Origin of the sequence: Microbacterium sp. NPDC090281 (genome assembly GCF_044769635.1) — a bacterium.
Taxonomy (GTDB): domain Bacteria; phylum Actinomycetota; class Actinomycetes; order Actinomycetales; family Microbacteriaceae; genus Microbacterium.
On sequence record NZ_JBIVYH010000001.1, the window covers coordinates 1373183 to 1390251 of the forward strand.

Here is a 17069-nt window from a genome sequence, read left to right on the forward strand (position 1 = left end):
CCACAGAAAGAACTCCGTGAACTCTATTCTCCTCTTCGATTTCGACGGCACGATCGCACTCGGCGACGGTCCGGTCCTCGCCTACGCACAACAGGTCGCTGCCGGCCTCGGTGACGATGCGTTCCTCGACGACACCCGCGCGGTCCTCGCCGCCGCCGGTGGTGATTCGCTCGACGGCTACGACGCGGTGCGCCGGGTCGCCGAGGCCAGGGGAGCGGATGCCCGCCTCCTCAGTGCCGCCTACCTCGCCAGCCGCGCGCAGCTCGGCACCCCCGACGCTCCGATCACCGCACCGGTCGGCCTCGTCGACTTCCTCTCATCGGCCGACGCCGAGCGGATCCTCGTCACGAATGCGCCGGACATCCGGATCGTCGACGCGCTGGAGAGCCTGGGGCTGGGCGGCCTGTTCGACCGGATCGTCACCGGCGCGGGCAAGCCCCAGGGCCTCGCAGCGTTGCTCGTCGAACTCCCCGACGATGCGCGGGTGCTGAGCATCGGCGACATCTGGCACAACGACCTGGCCCCCGCGCACGCCCGCGGCCACGCGACCGCGCTGATCGGCGGATTCTCCGACCCGGACGCCACCCCGACCTTCCGCGCTGCCGAGTTCTCGACGCTGGTTCCCCAGCTCGAAGCCTGGCTGCGCGGCTGAGCCCCTCCCTCCCTCACATACCCACCCCCATCGAAGGATGAACATGCGTACCTCTCTCTTCCGCTCCTCCGCAGCGGGCGTCGTCGCGGTCGGCGCCCTGCTGACCGTGGCGCTCGCCGGTTGTTCCAGCAGCACCGCAGCACCCGACGACTCCGCAGCCCCCGTTGCCGACCCCGACTCGATCGTGCTCGCCCTCGTGCCCTCGCAGGATCAGGACGGGCTCGTGGACACCGCAGCGCCACTCACCGACTACCTCACGAAGGAACTCGGCATCGACGTGACCGGCGTGGTGTCGAAGGACTACCAGGCCGCCGTCGAGGCCATGGGCGCTGGCCAGGCGCAGATCGGCTTCTTGCCGTCGTTGCAGCTGTGGCAGGCGAACGACATGTACGACGCGAAGGTCGTGCTGCAGACCGAGCGCAATGGCAACATCACCTACCCCGCGCAGTTCATGACCAACAACCCCGACAAGTACTGCGACGACGAGCCGGTCGAGCGCGACGGGATGCTGTTCTGCAACGGCGCCGACGCGATGAAGGGACCGGCAGGGCTCGACAGCATCGACAAGGTCAAGGGGGCGAAGGTCGCCGTTCTCGGCCCCGGATCACCCGCCGGCTACATCTACCCGATCCTCGCGCTGCAGGAGGCGGGCCTGGACACCGACACCGACATCCAGCAGATCCCGGTCACCGCGAACGACGCCTCGGTGCTCGCGGTCTACAACGGTGACGCCGAGGTGGGCTTCAGCTTCTGGGACGCGCGCACGATCGTCGCGAAGGACACCCCCGACGTCGGCCAGAAGGTCGTCGTGTTCGCGATGACCGAGGAGATCCCGAACGACGGCGTCGCGCTCTCGTCCGACCTCTCGCCCGAGCTGCAGGACCGCATCACGAAGGCGCTCGAGGACTTCTCGAACACCCCGGAGGGCTCTGAGATCCTCACCAGCATCTACTCGATCACCAAGCTCGCGCCGGCCGACCCCGACTCGCTCGACGTCGTGGCCCGCGCTGCGCAGGCTCTGGGGCTCCAGTAAATTGTCCGATCAGATCCAGCACGTGGACGCCGCAGCTCCGGCTGCGGCGTCCACGCCGTGGTCCATCCGCCTCGACGAGGTCACGGTCCGCTACCCCAACGGCACGATCGGCTTGAATCGCGTCTCCCTCGACATCGGGGCCGGCGAGATGGTCGCCGTCGTCGGACTCTCCGGATCAGGTAAATCCACGCTCATCCGCACGATCAACGGGCTCGTGCCGGTCACGACCGGCACGCTCGACGTGGGCGAGCATCGGGTGAGCGGTGCCTCGCCGCGCACGCTTCGCCGCCTCCGCGGCGACATCGGGATGGTCTTCCAGGGGTTCAACCTCGCAGGTCGCGCGAGTGTGCTGCAGAACGTGCTCGTCGGGCGCCTCGCGCACACGCCGCTCTGGCGCACACTCCTGGGCGTCTACCCGGAAGCCGACAAGCAGCTCGCCTACCACGCACTCGATCGTGTGGGCATCCTCCCCAAGCTGCACTCCCGCGCCTCCGACCTCTCCGGCGGCCAGCAGCAGCGCGTCGCGATCGCCCGCGCTCTCGCGCAGGAACCCCGTATCGTCCTCGCCGATGAGCCGGTCGCGAGCCTCGACCCGCCCACCGCCCATGGCGTCATGAACGACCTGCGCCGCATCAACCGCGACCTCGGCATCACGGTGCTCGTGAACCTGCACCTCCTCGATCTCGCCCGCGAGTACGGTGCGCGGATGATCGGCATGCGCGCCGGCGAGATCGTCTACGACGGTCCGGCGACCAGTGCGACGGATGCCGATTTCGAGAGCATCTACGGCCGCTCGCTCAACCCCGACGATCGGTTGGACGCATGAGAAGCGCCCCGGAGTCCGCCGCCCTCGACATCCCCGCCCTCGAGATTCCCGCCCGACCGTCGGGCGCGTGGAAGGGACCGGTGATCCTGGCTGCCGTCGTGGCCGTCACGGTCGTGATGTGCCTGCCGGTGATCGGCATCGGCGTCGACTTCTCGGCCATCGCTCGCAATTGGCAGAACGGCGCCGACAAGATCGTGAAGCTGCTCCTGCCCGATTGGAGCTTCTTCCCCCGCACCGTCGCACCTCTGGTCGAGACGCTGCAGATGGCCGTGATCGCGACGGCGATCGGTGCGCTCGTCTCGTTGCCGCTCAGTTTCTGGGCCGCACGCGCCACCAACCCGAATACGCCGGTGCGCATCATGGTGCGTGGCATCCTCAACATCATCCGCAGCGTCCCCGACCTGCTGTATGCCGCGATCCTGGTCGCGATGGTCGGGGTGGGCGCGCTCCCCGGCATTCTGGCGCTGCTGCTGTTCAACGTCGGCATCATCGTCAAACTCGTCTCGGAGGCGATCGACACCAACGACCGCGGCCCCCTCGAGGCCGGACGCGCGGTGGGTGCGACACAGACCAAGATCAACCGCACGCTCGCTCTGCCCGACGCCTGGCCCGCCTTCGCGAACCAGACCCTGTACGTGTTCGAGCTGAACGTGCGCGCCTCGACGGTGCTCGGTCTCGTCGGAGCCGGCGGCATGGGTCTGCTCATCGACGCGGTGCGCACGTTCTACCGTTACGACCAGCTCTCGCTCATCATCCTGGAGATCCTCATCGTCGTCATCGTGATCGACCTCGTCTCGGACGCCATCCGACGGAGGCTCGTATGAGCGCGGCGCTCACCGACATCCCCGCCAAGCCCCGCCGGCCCTGGCTGATCGCAGGCTGGGCTCTCGTCACCGGCATCGTGGTGCTCGCCTTCTGGTCGATCGACATCGACTGGTCGCGCCTCGCCGACCTGCCGTCCGAGATCATCCGGTATACCTTCCTGATGTTCGCCGACCCGAATTGGGAGAAGCTGCCGGAGGCACTGTGGCAGACCTGGCGCAGCATCGAGATGGCCTGGGTCGGCACGATCCTCGGCATCCTGCTCGCGACACCGCTGAGCCTGCTCGCGACACCGCTGAGCCTGCTCGCCGCTCGCGGATTCGGTCCGGCCTGGCTGCGGACGCTCCTGCGCGGACTGTTCTCACTGATCCGTGCCGTCCCCGAGATCATCATCGCGATCGTGATCCTCTCGGTCACGGGGCTCACCCCTTTCACCGGGGCGCTCGCTCTCGCGATCAACGGCGTCGGCACGCTCGGCAAGTGGGGGTACGAGGCGGTGGAGGCCGTGCCGCGCGGGCCGATCGAGGCAGCGCGCGCAGCCGGTGGCGGCACCCTGCAGGTGCTGCGCTGGGGGGTGTGGCCGCAGGCGGAGCCGACGTTCTGGTCGTTCTGGCTCTACCGCTTCGAGATCAACGTGCGCTCCTCGGCCGTGCTCGGACTCATCGGCGTCGGCGGGATCGGCGACATGCTCACCTCGTACACCCAGTACCGTGAGTGGTCGACGGTGGGTGTCCTGCTCATCGTGGTCGTCGTGGTGACGATGCTGATCGATGCGGCTTCCGGTGCCATCCGTCGCCGGATCATGGAGGGAGCCCGTGCCCGTGTTCTCGCCTAGTGCCCCGCCCACGGCGCGCATCGCCGCCGTGCTCAACACACTGCAGCCCGCCGAGCGTCGCGTCGCCGAACTGATCGTCGAATCGGCCGACGAGGTCGTGGAATGGACGGCCCAGGAGCTCGCCGATCGGGCCGGTGTCGGACGAGCCACCGTGGTGCGCACCTGTCAGGGCATCGGCTACCGCGGGTACCCGCAGCTGCGGGTCGCGCTCGCCTCCGAACTCGGCAGCGGGCCCGGTGAGGCGGCCGTCGATCATGGTCCCGGAGTTCTCGGGCGCATGCGGGGAGAAATCGACCGTCTGGCCGGTTCGCTCCCCGCGCTCGCCAGCCTGTTGGACCCGGATGCGGTCGCCGAAGCCGTGCGGCTCTCGGCATCCGCTCGCCGTGTGCTCGTGCTCGCGAACGGTCTGTCCTCACCGATCGCCAACGACCTCTCTATGCGGTTGACCGCCGCCGGACGCTCGGCGGAGTTCATCGCCGACGCCATCGCCCAGCAGATCGCGGCTCGCCATCTCACCTCCGAGGACGTGTGCCTGGTCGTGAGTGGATCGGGCGCCAACGAGGCGAGCCTGCGTGTCGCGACCGCAGCGGCCCTGGGTGGGGCGACGGTCATCGCACTGACCTCGTTCGCCTCCTCGGCGCTGACCGAGGTCGCATCGCTGTCGCTCGTGATCGCCCCCACCGGGGTGAGCTTCCGCGACGAGCTCGAGCACACCTCCCGCGTGGCCTACCTCGTGTTCGCCGAGGTGTTCGCCGCTGCGGTCACGGCCGAACGTGGTGACGATGCCGTTCTGGCACGCGCGCATGCGCTCGAGGTCGTCTCCGCGAACCTCGGCGAGGGCGCCACCGACTGATCCGGTCGCACGTTCTCGGCGTTCCGGTCGCACTTCCGGTCGCACTTCCGGTCGCACGCACGGCGTCGGGGCAGCATGAAGTGCGACCGGAACGGCTCACCGAGGGCTCAGTCGCGGGCGGTCTGCAGGATCGTCCAGAGCTCGGCGCGGGCGGGAAAGGTCGACAGGTCGACGTCGAGCAGCGCCCCGGCCTGGGCGATGCGGGAGCGCAGCGTGTGCCGGTGCACGCCGAGGGCTGCTGCGGCGGATTCGGCCCTGGCGTCGTGTTCGAGCCAGGTCCGCAGCGAGCGTTCGAGCTCGGCACCGGTGCGGGCGTCGTGCTCGCGGACAGGTGCGAGGCGCGACTCGGCGACCAGGCGCGCCTCGTCTGTCGCGAGGGCGGTGAGGATGCTCGAGCCCACGGTGTCTGCGTACCGGGCGACCCCGTGCGTGCCGTGTTGGCGAAGCGCGGTGAGAGCCTGCGCGTGTGCGCGAGCGAACGAGTCGTACGTGTCGGGGGCGGAGACGCCGATGCGAATGCCGAAGCGGGCGGCGACCTCGTCGAGCAGGGCGTCGTCGCCGGCGGAGATGCACATCGTGACGCCGTCTTCGGATTCGGCGAGGAACACCGAGGTGCCGTGCTCGGCGCGGTGCCGTTCCCACCACTCCGCCATCGGGCCGGCCGGGGCGTCTGCGGCGACGGCCACGACCACCGGGGCGGGAGGCAGGCTTCCCAGAACACGCCTGGCGAGGGCGGGGTCGTCGGTGAGCAGCGATCCGAGCAGCTGGGCGTGCAGGCGCCGGCGACTCCTGGCGAGTTGCTCGCTCTGCTCCATCGCGAGCCCGGCCATGGCGATGACCGAGGTGACGACCGACCGTGCTTCCGGGTCGAGCGCGTCGAGGGCCAATGCGATCACTCCCCGGAGGTGTCCGCCGCGCCCGACCGTGAACAGCATGAACGAGTGCTCATCGATGCTGAGCGACTGCCCGGCTTCGAGCCCACGCGTCAGGATCTCCATCACACGGTCGCCGAGCCCGTCGAGGACCGGTGGGCCGACCGCGTCCCGAGGGTGGGAGAGGGTGAGCGCACCCGCGGCGTCGAACATCCCCGCCCACACGCCGAGCCTGCGGCCGAGTTCTGCGATCGTCGCGTCGAGGCCGTGCGGGCGGAGGGCTGCGAGGGCGAGAGCGCGCTGGGTGTCGAGTGCCCAGGACCGCCGCGCGTATGCCTGGGCGGCGATGGTCTCGGAGTGCGCGCGGGCGACGGCGATGAACGGCGTGCGATAGGGGACCGTGAACAACGGCATCCCGTGCGCGGCGCAGGCGGCCACGAGCTCCTCAGGGATGCCGGAGCGGTGCACCTCGGTGCCGAAGCCGAGACCGAGGACGCCACGGTCGGCGAGGCGTCCGACATATGTGTCGATGCTGACGGCCTCATCGAACTGGGTGCCGGTGGTCAGCAGCGCCAGGTCTTCGGAGAGGAACGGTGTGGGATCGGCGAGGTCGGAGCTGTGCACCCACCGCAACGGGCGGTCGAGTGCGCCCTCCGGGATGTCGGCTTCGAGGGGGACGAGGGCGAGGCCGAGGTCGCGCCGCTGCAGGAGTGCACGAAGCGTCGGTTCAGCACTTGCGGCCATGACGTTCTCCGACTCTTATACACGCGGGTGAAATCCTTCTCCAAATTGTACAGATCGGTGAGTGCGACCGTTTGTGACGCCGCCGTACGCTCGCGAACATGGCACTCCTCGACACCGCAGCCCCCGCAGTCCCTCTCGGCGGACCCGACCTCCCGCAGGAGCGTCGCCTGGTCACGGACCTCCCCGGCCCTCGTTCGGCCGAGATCCTCGCGCGCAAGGCGGATGCCGTGGCGGCCGGTGTCGGTCACACCGTGCCGATCGCAGCCGTCGCCGCGGGTGGCGGAGTCGTGGTGGACGCCGACGGCAACTCGCTCATCGACCTCGGATCCGGCATCGCCGTGACCACGGTGGGCAACGCGCACCCCAAGGTCGCAGCCGCCGTCGCCGCGCAGGCCGCGCAGTTCACCCACACGTGCTTCATGATCTCGCCGTACGAGTCGTACGTGGGTGTCGCCGAGGCGCTCAACCGCATCACCCCCGGTGACTTCGCGAAGAAGAGCGCCCTGTTCAACTCCGGGGCGGAAGCCGTCGAGAACGCGATCAAGATCGCCCGCAAGCACACCGGTCGCCAGGCAGTCGTCGCGTTCGACCACGGCTACCACGGCCGCACCAACCTGACCATGGCGCTGACCGCCAAGTCGATGCCGTACAAGAGCGGCTTCGGTCCGTTCGCCCCCGAGGTCTACCGCGCACCGATGTCGTACCCGTTCCGCGACGGGCTCGACGGCGGCGACGCTGCGGCCCGCGTCATCCTGCAGCTCGAGAAGCAGATCGGCGCCGACAACCTGGCCGCTGTCATCATCGAGCCCATCCAGGGCGAGGGCGGCTTCATCGTCCCGGCCGACGGCTTCCTGCCGGCGATCGTCGATTGGTGCCGCGCGAACGGCGTCGTCTTCATCGCCGATGAGGTGCAGACCGGCTTCGCCCGCACGGGTCACATGTTCGCGAGCGAGATCTTCGGCATCGAGCCCGACCTGATCACCACGGCCAAGGGCATCGCCGGCGGCCTTCCGCTCGCCGCCGTGACCGGTCGCTCCGAGATCATGGATGCCTCGCACTCCGGTGGCCTCGGCGGCACCTACGGCGGCAACCCCATCGCGTGTGCAGCGGCACTCGCGTCGATCGACGTCTTCGAGAACGACGGTGTGATCGAGCGTGCGCGGGAGATCGGCTCCATCCTGATCGAGCGCCTCACAGCGATCCAGCAGGACGACCCGCGCGTCGGAGATATCCGCGGCCACGGTGCGATGATCGCCGCCGAGTTCGTCGACCCCGAGACCAAGGCACCGGATGCCGCTCTCACGGCTGCCGTCGCCAAGGCGTGCATCGCCCAGGGCGTGATCGTGCTCACCTGCGGCACCTACGGCAACGTCATCCGCTTCCTGCCTCCGCTCTCGATCGGCGACGACCTGCTGAACGAAGGAATCGACATCGTCGCTGCGGCACTCGCCGCGACGAAGGAATAACGTGCAGGCCGCGCTCCCGCGCGGTCTGACCCCTTGTCCGGTCGCGACCCCAATCGGGGGATTTCGGGTCGCGACCGGCACTACTTCACCCAACGAAGGAGTTGCAGATGTCTGAGATCACCCGCGACGTACTCATCATCGGTGCCGGAGCCGCAGGGCTCACGGCCGCGAACGACCTGCGCAAGGCCGGCCTTTCGGTTGCCGTGCTGGAGGCCCGCGACCGCGTGGGCGGGCGCCTGTGGACCGACGTCATCGACGGCGCCATGCTCGAGATCGGCGGCCAGTGGGTCTCGCCGGATCAGGACGCGCTCAAGGAAGCCATCGAAGAGCTGGGGCTCGAGACCTACAGCCGCTACCGCGAGGGCGACAGCGTGTACGTCGGCCCCGACGGGAAGACGCACCGCTTCACCGGCGAGATGTTCCCGGTCGCGCCGGAGACCGAGGCCGAGATCGCCCGCATCACCGACATCCTCGACGCACTGGTCGCCGAGATCGAGCCCGATCGTCCGTGGGCGCACCCGAACGCCGAGGAGTGGGACTCCGTCACCTGGGACGCGTGGCTGCGTCAGCAGACCGACGACGATGAGGCCGTGCGCAACCTGGCCTTCGCCACGGGGTCGGCGATGCTCACCAAGCCGACGCACGCGTTCTCGCTGCTGCAGTCGCTGCTGATGGCGGCATCCGCCGGTTCCTACTCGAACCTCGTCGACGCCGACTTCATCCTCGACAAGCGTGTCGTCGGCGGTCTGCAGCAGGTTCCGCTGCGTCTGGCCGAGCGACTGGGCGACGACGTACTGCTGAACCAGCCGGTGCGGAGCCTGGAATGGTCGGACGCCGGAGTCGTGGCCACCACCGACGATGTCACGGTCCGCGCCCGCCACGCGATCCTCGCGCACGCGCCGGTGCTGTACAGCCGCATCGCGTTCGTGCCGCCGCTGCCGCGCCGCCAGCACCAGCTGCACCAGCACCTCTCGATGGGCTTCGTGATCAAGGTGCACGCGGTCTACGACCGTCCGTTCTGGCGCGAGCAGGGACTCAGCGGCACCGCGTTCAGCCCCTACGAGCTGGTGCACGAGGCCTACGACAACACGAACCACGGCGACGAGCGCGGCACGCTGGTGGGCTTCGTCTCCGACGCCAACGCCGACGGCGTGTTCGAGCTCTCGGCTGAGGAGCGCAAGGAGCGCATCCTCGAGTCGCTGTCGCACTACTACGGGCCCGAGGCCAAGAACACCGTCGTCTACTACGAGAGCGATTGGGGCAGCGAGGAATGGACGCGCGGTGCCTACGCCGCGAGCTTCGACATGGGGGGCCTGCACCGCTACGGTGCTGATCTTCGCACCGCGGTCGGCCCGATCCACTTCGCGTGCAGCGACATCGCCGGTGCCGGATACCAGCACGTCGACGGCGCCATCCGGATGGGGCACCTCGTCGCATCCGACATCGTCGACGCGAGTCGCGAGACCGGCGCGGTCGAGAGCAGCAGCTGATGACCGGCTCGGTCGTCGTGGGCTACACGGCGACGGATGCGGGAGCGGATGCCGCTGCTCTCGGTGCACGGCTCGCGCGGAGCCTCGGTGCGACCCTGCACCTGGTGATCGTGCTGCCGAACGAGGGCACGCGCAGTGCTGCGGTCCCACCGGAGCGCGCCTACGAGGAGCACATCAGGGCGCAGGCGAAGAAGTGGCTCGGCGACGCCGTGGTCCGCCTCCCTCAGGAGCTGACCCGCAGCGGCCATGTGCGGTTCTCTGAATCGTTCGCCGAGGGGCTCATCGCCGCCGGTGAGGAGTTCGGCGCCAGGCTGATCGTGATCGGCGCTGCCGGAGGGGGCATCTTCGGACGCCACCGGCTCGGCAGCGTCGCCTCGGAGCTGCTGCACTCATCGACCATCCCGGTGGCACTGGCCCCCGTGGGCACAGCGCAGCAGGACGATCACGTCATCCCGCGGGTCACGGTCGCCGTCGGCAATCGCCCCGGCGCCGACGCGCTGCTCGATGAGGCGGTCGCCCTCGCCGGCGACAGCCACGTCGATCTCCGTCTCGTGTCCCTCGTGCCGTTCGACGTTCCTCCAGGCCTCGACACCGGAGCGATCCGCACGGTCGGAGACACGCACGGACAGGAAGTGCTCGCGGTCGCATCCGAGCTGCTGCCCGACGGTCGCACGGCTGCGGTCGAGAAGGCTCCTGGCGATTCCGTCGAGGATGCCGTCGCGCATCTCTCCTGGCTTCCGGGCGAAGTCGTCCTGGTCGGCTCCAGCCGACTGGCGCAGCCCCGCCGCCTGTTCCTGGGCTCCACCGCGGCGAAGATGCTGCACGAGCTGCCCGTTCCCATGATCGTCGTCCCGCGCACCCGCAACGAAGCAGGAGACCGCTGATGAGCAGCACCAACCGGGCGACGGAGCCCGAATCCGGTGTCACCACCGGCATCTCGACCAAGGGCCTGAGCGCCGGAACGGTCGGCCTCATCGGGGCGGTCGTCATCGGCATCTCGTGCATCGCGCCCGCCTATACGTTCACCGCCGCCGTCGGCCCCGTGGCCTCAACGGTCGGGGCGCAGATCCCGGCGATCATCCTGGTCGGCTTCATCCCGATGCTCCTGGTCGCCTTCGGCTACCGCGAGCTCAACAACCGGATGCCCGACTCCGGCACCTCCTTCACCTGGGCCACGCGCGCCTTCGGGCCGTGGATCGGGTGGATGGCGGGGTGGGGGCTGGTGGTCGCCACGATCCTGGTGCTCTCCAACCTCGCCGGCATCGCGGTCGACTTCCTCTTCCTGCTGCTCTCGCAGATCACTGGCAATCCCGATATCGCGGGCCTCGCGAGCGTCACCTGGATCAACATCGGCGTGTGCCTGCTGTTCATGCTCGGCGCGACCTGGATCTCGTACCGCGACATGCAGACCACGCAGAAGCTGCAGTACTGGCTCGTGAGCTTCCAGATCCTCGTCCTGTTGTTCTTCGCCGGCGCGGCCATCGTGCAGGCGGTGAACGGCAACGGCTTCGACTACCAGCCGTTCGATCTGAACTGGTTCAACCCGTTCGCGATCTCGTCGTTCAGCGCGGTCGCCGCCGGCCTCTCGCTCTCGATCTTCATCTTCTGGGGCTGGGATGTCACCCTGACCATGAACGAGGAGACCAAGGACCCGGAGAAGACGCCGGGGCGCGCCGCCACGATCACGGTCGTCACGATCGTGACGCTGTATCTGCTGCTCGCCGTCGCGATGATCATGTTCGCCGGCGTCGGCACCGGTGCGCTGGGGCTCGGCAACGAGGACATCCAGGAGAACGTGTTCTTCCACCTCTCCGGACCCATCCTCGGACCGCTCGCGTTCCTGGTGTCGCTCGCGGTGCTGACGAGTTCGGCGTCGTCGCTGCAGTCCACGTTCGTCGGCCCGGCGCGCACCCTGCTGGCGATGGGGCACTACGGCGCCCTGCCGAAGTCGTTCGCGAAGGTCAGCCCGCGCTTCTTCACCCCGGGATACGCCACCATCGTCTCGGCCATCGTGGCGTCGGCGTTCTACGCGGTGATGCGCATCGTCAGCGAAGACACGCTGTGGGACACCATCCTCACCCTCGGCATGATGATCTGCTTCTACTACGGGATCACCGCCTTCGCGTGCGTCTGGTACTTCCGCAAGCAGTGGTTCGACTCGACACGCAACTTCTTCTTCACGTTCCTGTTCCCGCTCGTGGGCGGTGCGATCCTCGCGGTGCTGTTCTTCACCACGCTGATCGACTCGATGGACCCCGCCTACGGCTCCGGTTCGAACATCGGCGGCGTCGGCATCGTCTTCATCCTCGGGATGCTGATCATCGTCGTCGGCATCGCGGTCATGATCTGGAATGCGGTCCGCCGGCCCGCCTTCTTCCGCGGCGAGACGCTGGGCATCGACGCACCGCCCAGCCGACGCAAGCGCTCCTAGCCCTCCTCACAGAAAGAGAATCATGAGCACTCAGACCGAACAGGCGCTCCTGGACAGCATCCCCACCGGCCTCTTCATCGGCGGTCAGTGGATCGACGGCGAGACCGGCGGCACCTTCGATGTGCAGGATCCCGCGACCGGTGCCGTGATCCGCACCATCGCGGATGCGACTCCGGGCGACGGCATCCGCGCGCTCGACGCCGCGGTCGCAGCCCAAGACGGGTGGGCCGCCACGGCTCCGCGCGTGCGCAGCGAGATCCTCCGCCGCGCGTTCGATCTCGTTCAGGCGCACAAGGAAGACCTGGCGCTGCTCATGACGCTCGAGATGGGCAAGCCGCTCGCCGAGGCGCGTGGCGAGGTCGTCTACGGCGGCGAGTTCCTGCGCTGGTTCAGCGAGGAGGCCGTGCGCATCAGCGGCCGCTACGGCATCAACCCCGAGGGCACCGGCCACATGGTCGTCTCGCAGCGTCCGGTCGGACCCTCGTTCTTCGTGACGCCGTGGAACTTCCCGTTCGCGATGGCGACCCGCAAGATCGCGCCTGCGCTCGCCGCCGGCTGCACCGTCGTGATCAAGCCCCCGGCACTCACGCCGCTGACGACGATGTACTTCACCAAGCTGCTCGAAGAGGCAGGGCTCCCCGCCGGAGTCGTCAACGTCGTGCAGACGTCGAAGTCGAGCGCCCTGTCGGCGCCGATCATCGCCGACCCGCGTCTGCGCAAGCTCTCCTTCACCGGATCGACCGAGGTCGGCCGCAAGCTCATCGCTCAGGCGGCTGAGGGCGTGCTGCGCGTGTCGATGGAGCTCGGCGGCAACGCGCCGTTCGTGGTGTTCGACGACGCCGACCTCGACAAGGCGGTCGACGGCGCGCTCGCCGCGAAGTTCCGCAACATCGGGCAGGCGTGCACGGCGGCGAACCGCTTCATCGTGCACAAGGACGTCGCGGGCGAATTCGCCAAGCGCGTCACCGAGCGTGTCAACGGCATGAAGATCGGCCGCGGTACCGAGGACGGCGTGGCGATCGGCCCGCTCATCGATGCGGGTGCTGTCGCGAAGGCCGGCGAGCTCGTCGATGACGCGGTCCAGCGTGGTGCGACGCTGCTTGCCGGCGGCAAGGCCGTCGAGGGCACCGGTACGTTCTACGAGCCCACGGTGCTCACCGACGTCGTCGCCGGCAGTGCCATCCTCCGCGAGGAGATCTTCGGACCGGTGCTCGCGATCGCGACCTTCGAGACCGAGGAAGAGGCCGTGCGTCTCGCGAACGACACCGAGTACGGGCTCGTCTCGTACGTGTTCACCGAGAACCTGCAGCGTGGCCAGCGGATGATCGACGGGCTCGAGACCGGCATGATGGGTCTCAACGTCGGTGTGGTCTCGAACGCTGCTGCTCCCTTCGGCGGCGTCAAGCAGTCCGGCGTCGGTCGCGAGGGCGGGCTCGAGGGCATCCACGAGTACCTGTCCACCAAGTACACGCTGATCCCGGTCTCCTGATTTCCGATGCGGGGTCCGCACTGTCGGGCCCCGCACCACCACACGAGAGGACATGTCATGACCGACTACGCCGTCATCAACCCCGCCACCGGAGAGACGCTGGCGTCCTTCGACACCTTCACGGATGCCCAGATCGATGAGGCCGTCGCTGCTGCCGACGAGGCCCACCGAGTGTGGTCCCGCTCGTCGACCGTCGCCGAGCGTGCGGCGCTCGTCCGCCGTGCCGCCGAACTGCACCGCGAACGTCGTGAGGAGCTCGCCGACATCTTCGTGCGTGAGATGGGTAAGCCGCGAGAGGCCGCCCTGGGCGAGGTCGACTTCGCCGCCGACATCGCCGAGTACTACGCCGACCAGGCGGAGTCGATCATGGCCGACCAGCCGATCGCCATCCTGGGCGACGGCTCGGCCATCATCCGCCGTTCCTCGCTCGGCCCGCTCGTGGGCATCATGCCGTGGAACTTCCCGGCGTACCAGATCGTGCGCTTCGCGGCTCCGAACCTGATCGTCGGCAACACGATCCTGCTCAAGCCCGCGCCGCAGTGCCCGGAGTCGTCGAGCGCGATCGAAGCGATCTACCACGACGCCGGCTTCCCGAAGGGCGCCTACCAGAACGTGCTCGCCACCAACGAGCAGATCGCGACGATGATCGCCGACCCGCGCGTGCAGGGCGTCTCGCTCACCGGATCCGAGCGTGCGGGTGCCGCGGTCGCCGAGATCGCCGGTCGCAACCTCAAGAAGGTCGCGCTGGAGCTCGGCGGGTCCGACCCGTTCATCCTGCTCTCGACCGATGACCTCGACGCCACAGTGCAGGCCGGCGTCGACGCGCGTCTCGACAACAACGGGCAGGCGTGCAACGGCGCCAAGCGCTTCATCGTGGTCGACGGGTTGTACGACGCGTTCGTGGAGAAGTTCACGGAGAAGATGGCCGCCGTCGAGGCGACCGATCCCACGCTCGATGACACGGTCCTCGGACCGGTCGCGTCCGAGACGGCAGCGGAGAACCTGCAGAAGCAGGTCGACCAGGCCGTGGAGCAGGGGGCGACGCTCCTCACCGGCGGCACCCGCGACGGCGCGTTCTTCGCACCGACCGTGCTCGCCGATGTGACACCCGAGATGAACGTGTACCGCGAGGAGCTCTTCGGCCCCGCAGCCGTCGTCTACCGCGTGGCGGACGAGGACGCGGCGGTCGCACTCGCGAACGACACGACCTTCGGCCTCGGCTCCTACGTCTTCACGACGGATGCCGCGCAGGCCGAGCGCGTCGCCGACAAGATCGAGGCCGGCATGGTCTACGTCAACCTCGTGCTGGCAGACAGCCCCGAGCTGCCCTTCGGCGGCGTGAAGCGCAGCGGCACCGCTCGCGAGCTGGGCCACCTGGCTGCGGACGAGTTCGTCAACAAGAAGCTCATCCGCATCGGCTGAGCGTCTCGGATGAAGAAGAGGCGGCGTCCCGAGGGGCGCCGCCTCTTTCGCCCTCAGGCCGAGAAGAGCTTCAGCTCGTCCGGGGTGAAGTAGTTCTGGGTGACATCCGTGATCCGCACGAGGTACTTCCCGCGCTTCTCGTCGATCGAGACGACCGTCCCGACGTTGCCGGTCATCGTCCTGCCGGTGATCTGCACGGTGTCTCCGATGGCGAAGTCGTTCATTCTGCATCCTCTCGTCGTGCCGCGGCTCTGCCCGAGTGATCCGAGGCCGCGGCTCCTCTGACTCTCCGAGGCTAGATCGCCCTCGCGAGCGGGAACAGTGTCGGATGTCGGCGTTGCAGGTGACATCTGTCACGGCCTTCGGTCGAGCCTCGCCCCCTGACCCGGGCGTAGGGTCGAAGCATGGCCAACGTCGCTGAGAACATCGTCAAGACTCTGCACGCCAACGGGATCGACCGCGTCTACGGCATCCCGGGTGACTCGCTGAACGGCTTCACGGACGCGCTGCGCAAAGACGGCACGATCCGCTGGGTGCACGTGCGGCATGAGGAATCCGCAGCCTTCGCGGCCGCCGCCGATGCCGCTCTGACGGGTGAACTCGCGGTCGTCGCCGGATCCTGCGGACCGGGCAACCTGCACCTCATCAACGGTCTGTACGACGCCAACCGCTCGCGCGTGCCGGTGCTCGCGATCGCCGCGCAGATCCCCACGAGCGAGATCGGCACCGGCTATTTCCAGGAGACGCATCCGCAGGAGCTCTTCCGTGAGTGCAGCGTCTACGTCGAATACGTCGCCGACCCGAAGCAGATGCCGCGACTGCTCGAGATCGCCATGCGCACCGCGATCGAGGAACGCGGGGTCGCGGTGCTCGTGATCCCCGGAGACGTCGCCCTCGCCGACATCGCCGACGACCGTGCCGTCGTGATCGAGCGCGCCCGCCCCGTGGTCGTGCCCAACGCGGCGGAGCTCGAGAAGGCGGCGACCCTGCTGAACGCGGCCAAGAAGGTCACGATCCTCGCGGGCGCCGGTGTCGAAGGCGCGCATGACGAGGTGATCGCCCTCGCCGACAAGCTGGGCGCGCCCATCGTGCATGCCCTCCGCGGCAAGGAGTTCATCGAGTACGACAACCCCTTCGACGTCGGGATGACGGGGCTTCTCGGCTTCGCCTCCGGCTTCCGCGCGATGGAGTCCGCCGACGCGCTGCTGGTCCTGGGCAGCGACTTCCCGTACGAGCAGTTCTACCCCGACGCCGCGAAGACGATCCAGGTCGACATCCGCGGCGCGCAGCTCGGCAAGCGGCATCCGCTCGATCTCGGACTGGTCGGCGATGTTCGCGCCACGGCTGACGCACTGCTGCCGCGGGTGGCGCGCAAGGACGACCGCACGCACCTCGACGACGCCACCGCCCACTACCGCAAGACCCGCAAGAAGCTCGACGAGCTGGCCGTGCCTGCCAAGGGCAAGCGCCCGATCCACCCGCAATACCTCGCTCGGCTCCTGGACGAGTATGCGACCGACGATGCGATCTTCACGGCCGACGTGGGGTCACCGACCGTATGGGCGGCTCGCTATCTGTCGATGACCGAGAACCGGCGCCTGATCGGCTCGTTCACCCACGGCTCCATGGCGAACGCGCTGATGCACGGCATCGGGGCGCAGGTCGCGCAGCCCGATCGTCAGGTCGTCGCCCTCGCCGGCGACGGCGGACTCTCGATGATGCTCGGCGAACTTCTCACCCTGACGCAGAACAAGCTTCCGGTGAAGACGATCGTGGTCAACAACTCGTCGCTGAACTTCGTCGAGCTCGAGATGAAGGCCGCCGGCTTCGTCACCTACGGGACGGGCCTTGAGAATCCGAGCTTCGCCGCGATCGCCGAGGCGATGGGGATCTTCGCGCGCCGGGTCGAACGCAGCGAAGACCTCCCCGATGCCGTGCGCGAGGTGCTCGCCCACGACGGCCCCGCACTGCTCGACGTCGTCACCGAGCGGCAGGAGCTGTCCATGCCGCCGGCCATCGAGGCCGCGCAGGTGAAGGGCTTCGCGCTGTACGCGATCCGCACCGTGATGTCCGGTCGAGGAGACGAGCTCCTCGACCTCGCCAAGGCGAACTGGCGCCAGCTGTTCTGAGCGGG

The 17069-nt window shown here is 68.6% G+C and carries 15 protein-coding genes; 13 read left to right on the plus strand and 2 right to left on the minus strand.

The window, feature by feature from the left end; translation table 11 throughout:
* Positions 1–16: 16 nt before the first annotated feature.
* The 6 genes from ACIQTX_RS06610 to ACIQTX_RS06635 are packed head-to-tail and all read left to right on the plus strand — an operon-like array spanning position 17 to position 5021.
* Complete coding sequence (locus tag ACIQTX_RS06610) at positions 17–652, plus strand: HAD family hydrolase (RefSeq protein ID WP_402970408.1); 636 nt, start codon at positions 17–19, stop codon at positions 650–652.
* A 43-nt stretch (positions 653–695) separates the two neighbouring features.
* Positions 696–1685, plus strand: coding sequence for a phosphate/phosphite/phosphonate ABC transporter substrate-binding protein (gene phnD, locus ACIQTX_RS06615; RefSeq protein ID WP_105528204.1), 990 nt, complete (start codon positions 696–698; stop codon positions 1683–1685).
* A gap of 1 nt (position 1686) precedes the next feature.
* Positions 1687–2511, plus strand: coding sequence for a phosphonate ABC transporter ATP-binding protein (phnC, locus tag ACIQTX_RS06620; protein ID WP_402970412.1), 825 nt, complete (start codon positions 1687–1689; stop codon positions 2509–2511).
* Positions 2508–3335, plus strand: a complete 828-nt coding sequence (gene phnE / locus ACIQTX_RS06625) for a phosphonate ABC transporter, permease protein PhnE (protein WP_402970415.1) — start codon at positions 2508–2510, stop codon at positions 3333–3335. The genes phnC and phnE (ACIQTX_RS06625) overlap by 4 nt, the downstream gene beginning before the upstream one ends.
* Entirely contained in the window at positions 3332–4168 is an 837-nt protein-coding gene (gene phnE, locus ACIQTX_RS06630) for a phosphonate ABC transporter, permease protein PhnE (protein WP_402970418.1), read from the plus strand. Before phnE (ACIQTX_RS06625) ends, phnE (ACIQTX_RS06630) begins: the two co-directional genes overlap by 4 nt.
* Positions 4149–5021: a MurR/RpiR family transcriptional regulator gene (locus ACIQTX_RS06635; protein WP_258131632.1), complete on the plus strand. Its 873-nt coding sequence runs from the start codon at positions 4149–4151 to the stop codon at positions 5019–5021. Before phnE (ACIQTX_RS06630) ends, ACIQTX_RS06635 begins: the two co-directional genes overlap by 20 nt.
* A 107-nt stretch (positions 5022–5128) precedes the next feature.
* Here the strand turns inward: ACIQTX_RS06635 and ACIQTX_RS06640 are convergent, their stop codons facing one another.
* Positions 5129–6637 carry a PucR family transcriptional regulator gene (locus ACIQTX_RS06640; protein WP_402970421.1) on the minus strand — a complete coding sequence of 503 codons (1509 nt, stop codon included), beginning with the start codon at positions 6635–6637 and terminating at the stop codon, positions 5129–5131.
* A gap of 98 nt (positions 6638–6735) precedes the next feature.
* Between ACIQTX_RS06640 and gabT the strand changes: the two genes are divergently transcribed.
* The 6 genes from gabT (at position 6736) to ACIQTX_RS06670 (ending at position 14935) form a co-directional block, all read left to right on the plus strand.
* Entirely contained in the window at positions 6736–8103 is a 1368-nt protein-coding gene (gene gabT, locus ACIQTX_RS06645; protein WP_105528187.1) for a 4-aminobutyrate--2-oxoglutarate transaminase, read from the plus strand.
* Between the two features lie 107 nt (positions 8104–8210).
* The gene (locus ACIQTX_RS06650; RefSeq protein WP_105528186.1) at positions 8211–9593 is read left to right on the plus strand and encodes an NAD(P)/FAD-dependent oxidoreductase; all 1383 of its coding nucleotides are present in this window, start codon (positions 8211–8213) and stop codon (positions 9591–9593) included.
* Positions 9593–10477: a universal stress protein gene (locus ACIQTX_RS06655; RefSeq protein WP_028502406.1), complete on the plus strand. Its 885-nt coding sequence runs from the start codon at positions 9593–9595 to the stop codon at positions 10475–10477. The genes ACIQTX_RS06650 and ACIQTX_RS06655 overlap by 1 nt, the downstream gene beginning before the upstream one ends.
* The gene (locus ACIQTX_RS06660; protein WP_402970425.1) at positions 10477–12024 is read left to right on the plus strand and encodes an APC family permease; all 1548 of its coding nucleotides are present in this window, start codon (positions 10477–10479) and stop codon (positions 12022–12024) included. Before ACIQTX_RS06655 ends, ACIQTX_RS06660 begins: the two co-directional genes overlap by 1 nt.
* Positions 12025–12046: 22 nt before the next feature.
* Positions 12047–13513 carry an NAD-dependent succinate-semialdehyde dehydrogenase gene (locus tag ACIQTX_RS06665; protein WP_105528184.1) on the plus strand — a complete coding sequence of 489 codons (1467 nt, stop codon included), beginning with the start codon at positions 12047–12049 and terminating at the stop codon, positions 13511–13513.
* Positions 13514–13570: 57 nt separating this feature from the next.
* On the plus strand, positions 13571–14935 hold the full coding sequence (locus ACIQTX_RS06670; protein ID WP_028502403.1) for an NAD-dependent succinate-semialdehyde dehydrogenase: 1365 nt from the start codon (positions 13571–13573) through the stop codon (positions 14933–14935).
* A 53-nt stretch (positions 14936–14988) separates the two neighbouring features.
* Here ACIQTX_RS06670 and ACIQTX_RS06675 read toward each other — a convergent pair whose 3' ends face one another.
* Positions 14989–15159 (minus strand): hypothetical protein, encoded by a 171-nt coding sequence (locus tag ACIQTX_RS06675; protein ID WP_181156786.1) that lies wholly within the window; start codon positions 15157–15159, stop codon positions 14989–14991.
* Positions 15160–15339: 180 nt separating this feature from the next.
* Here ACIQTX_RS06675 and poxB point away from each other — a divergent pair, with 180 nt between their 5' ends.
* Complete coding sequence (gene poxB, locus ACIQTX_RS06680; RefSeq protein ID WP_402970430.1) at positions 15340–17064, plus strand: ubiquinone-dependent pyruvate dehydrogenase; 1725 nt, start codon at positions 15340–15342, stop codon at positions 17062–17064.
* The last annotated feature ends 5 nt before the right edge of the window (positions 17065–17069 follow it).